The following is a 3,201-nucleotide window of genomic DNA, read 5'->3' as shown; positions in this document are numbered from 1 at the left end:
ATGCGCATTTCATTCTCCATTTGCTCGATTGGTCCACATCGAACCCGACCAACGAAGCGCAGCGCCGATCGATCCGGCATTTCGTCGCGTTAGTCGGACGGATCAACCGGGATGGGCCGCATGGCGGCCGGACGCCACCCGGAATCGCGCGGCCGGCCCTCATCATGTTGCGGCGTTCTGTTGCCGGCCTTAGGCTTGGATAAAATCCCCAAGGAGAGAGAATCGCATGACCGACACCGCGCCCGATCGACGGACCATATTGGCAGGACTCGGCGGCCTCGCCGTCGCAAGCGTCGCGCGACCGGTCGCAGCCGCCGAAACGGCCGATGCGCGCGTCGACACGCTGCTCGCCGCGCAGTTCGAGCAGGGACTGCACGACGATCCGACGCGCGCGACGTCGCTCGGCATCGACACCGGCGCGCGCGCGGCGCTGCGCGCGCAATTTCCCGATTGGTCGCCCGCCGCGCGTGCCGCCCGCGCGCGCCAGATCGACAGCGACCTCGCCGCGGTGCGGTCGATCAAGCCCGACACGCTCGGGGCCAGCGCGCGTATCGCGCATGACAGCGCCGAATTCGACCTCGCGACGCGCCAGAGGCTTGCACGCTTTACTTATCATACCGGCGGGTTCGGGCATCGCCCCGGCCCCTATGCGGTAACGCAGCTCGGCGGATTTTACACCGGGGTCAGCACCTTTCTCGACAGCCAACACCCGGTCAAAAATAAGGCTGACGCCGACGCCTATATGCTCCGGCTCCAGGCGATCCCCGCGCTGTTCGACGCCGACACCGAAATCGTGAAGACAAATGCCGCGATGGGCGTCGTCGCGCCGCGCTTCATCCTCGACCAGGCGCTCCAACAACTCGCGCGCCTGCGCGACGGCGATGTCGCGGGCAAGACGCTCGTCGCGTCGATCGCCAGGCGCAGCACCGCGATCGGCCTCGCCGGCTATGGCGACCGTGCGGCGGCGGTTTTCGAAGGCCCGATCCGCGCCGCCCTCACCCGCCAGATCGACGCACTGACCGCACTCCTGCCACGCGCCGGCACCGATGCAGGTGTCGCGCGGCTGCCCGATGGCGAGGCCTATTATGCCGCGACGCTCGCCCAGCACACGACGACGAACCTTGGCGCCGCCGAAATCCATCGTATCGGGCGCGAACAGGTCGCCGATCTCGCCTCGCGAATGGACGTGCTGCTGAAAGCGCAGGGCTATACGAACGGCAGCCTCCGTGACCGGCTGAACGCGCTGAGCAAGGCCGAGGGGCAGCTGTTCGCGAACGACGACGCCGGGCGCGCCGAGATGCTAGCCTATCTCAACGGCCTGCTCGTCACCGTCCGCGGCAAGCTGCCGCAGGTGTTCAGCCGCCTGCCGAAAGCGCCTTATGAAATCCGCCGCGTGCCGCCCGAGATCGAGATCGGCGCGCCGGGCGGTTCGGCGCAGGCAGGAACGCCCGACGGATCGCGTCCCGGCATCTTCTTCATCAACTTGCGCGATACCGCCGAATGGCCGCGCTATACGCTCCCCACGCTGGCCTATCACGAAGGCGCGCCGGGACATTTGTTCGAGGGGGCGCTGAAACTCGAAGATGCCGAGCTGCCGCTCTATCGGCAGGCGGCGTCGGTGACCGCCTATGGCGAAGGCTGGGGCCTTTACGCCGAACAGGTGGCCGACGAACTTGGAATGTACGAAGACGATCCGCTCGGCAAGATCGGCTATCTCGCCTCCTACGCCTTTCGCGCGTCGCGCCTCGTCGTCGACACCGGCCTGCATGCGATGGGGTGGAGCCGCGAGCAGGCGATCGACTATATGGTCGAAAACTCCTCGACCTCGCCCACCGCGTCGCGCACCGAAATCTACCGCTATATCGTCTATCCGGGGCAGGCCTGTTCGTACAAGGTCGGGCAGATCGCGATCAGCCGCGTGCGCGACGAGGTGGCGAAGCGGCCGGGCTACGACATCAAGCGCTTTCACGATGTGGTTCTAGGCGCCGGGCGGGTTCCGCTGGCGGTGCTCGAACGCCAGGTTCGCGCCGCCTTCCCGGGCTGAAAACAGGTAAGCCCCGTCGTATCTCTACGGCGGGGCTCCCTAGGTCCATCCGAAGACAGGACCATATTCTACCGTCTCTTTCGATCGGATAGATCAGTGAAACGCGGCGGGGCCGAGATGGTTCCCGCCACGTCCGGATTTTTTACGTGACCTTCTTCGCGGCGAAGGCGCCGAGGATCACGAACAGCGCAACGAGCGCAAGTCCGACGAAGAACAGGATCTTGGCGATGCCGCCCGCCGCGCCTGCGATGCCGCCAAAGCCGAGGACGGCGGCGAGCAATGCGATGACGGCAAAAATCAAAGCCCATTTGAACATCTGATACTCCTTCCATGGCCAGGACCCGGACGCGCGGCACCGGTTTCGAAAGCCGCATTTCGCGCGCTTTTCGAAAGGGGGACGACCGATGGCCGTGCGCAGATCTCTGATTATCGAGTGCAAATCGGAAACGACCGACCGCCACGAAAGTTCCTGCCGCGCCCGCGCCCATATCGAACCGTTCCTGATCGATCGCCCCTTGCGCATTCGCCCCATGATGCGTTTATGCGCATATCGTTCGAGGGAGTTTTCATGCGCATTTCATCGCTCAACCGCGTGGCCGCAGCAGCCGCATTGGTCTTTTGCATCCCGGCGTCCGCCACCGCCCAACCCGGCGATGCCGCACCGCTGCAGGGCACCGCCTATCTCAACAAGCAGATGACCGCCCTCGCCGAGCGGAACGGAGCCAACGGCTGGCGCACCACACCGAGCGGACTGCGCTGGCGCCGGATCGCGGGCGACGGCAGCGGCAAGCATCCCGGCCCGGCCGATAACGTCACCGTCCATTATGTCGGCACCTTCGCCGATGGCCGCGAGTTCGACAGCTCGGTCGCGCGCGGCGAACCGACGACCTTTCCGCTCAATCGCGTGATCGAAGGCTGGCAGGAAGGCGTCGCGCTGATGGGCGTCGGCGACAAGGTCGAACTCGCGATTCCCTGGCAGCTCGCCTACGGCCCCGAGGGCAAGGGCCCGATCCCCGGCGGCGCGACCCTGCTGTTCACGGTCGAACTGCTGAGCGTCGAGCCGGCAGGCTAAAGATAGAGGAAAAGTTGGACGGTAGCGGGAATCTTAACTCTAAGCTTATGATTTGAAATAGAAAAATAATCCGCGATTCGATTTA

At 65.1% G+C, this 3,201-nt stretch carries 4 protein-coding genes; 3 read left to right on the top strand and 1 reads right to left on the bottom strand.

Annotated elements, in window-relative coordinates:
• On the top strand, positions 1–203 hold a 203-nt coding region (locus VGD20_RS14475; protein WP_331135118.1), incomplete at its 5' end, for a hypothetical protein.
• Between the two features lie 23 nt (positions 204–226).
• Positions 227–2,044: a DUF885 domain-containing protein gene (locus tag VGD20_RS14470; protein ID WP_331135117.1), complete on the top strand. Its 1,818-nt coding sequence runs from the start codon at positions 227–229 to the stop codon at positions 2,042–2,044.
• A gap of 142 nt (positions 2,045–2,186) precedes the next feature.
• On the opposite strand, the gene VGD20_RS14465 is transcribed toward VGD20_RS14470, so the two are convergent.
• On the bottom strand, positions 2,187–2,360 hold the full coding sequence (locus VGD20_RS14465) for a DUF1328 domain-containing protein (protein WP_331135116.1): 174 nt from the start codon (positions 2,358–2,360) through the stop codon (positions 2,187–2,189).
• A 252-nt stretch (positions 2,361–2,612) separates the two neighbouring features.
• On the opposite strand from VGD20_RS14465, the gene VGD20_RS14460 reads away from it, so the two are divergent.
• On the top strand, positions 2,613–3,116 hold the full coding sequence (locus VGD20_RS14460) for an FKBP-type peptidyl-prolyl cis-trans isomerase (RefSeq protein ID WP_331135115.1): 504 nt from the start codon (positions 2,613–2,615) through the stop codon (positions 3,114–3,116).
• Positions 3,117–3,201 lie beyond the last annotated feature (85 nt).

It is taken from the genome of Sphingopyxis sp. (assembly GCF_036402335.1).
Classification (GTDB): Bacteria; Pseudomonadota; Alphaproteobacteria; order Sphingomonadales; family Sphingomonadaceae; genus Sphingopyxis.
This window is presented reverse-complemented; position numbering and strand designations above follow the sequence as displayed.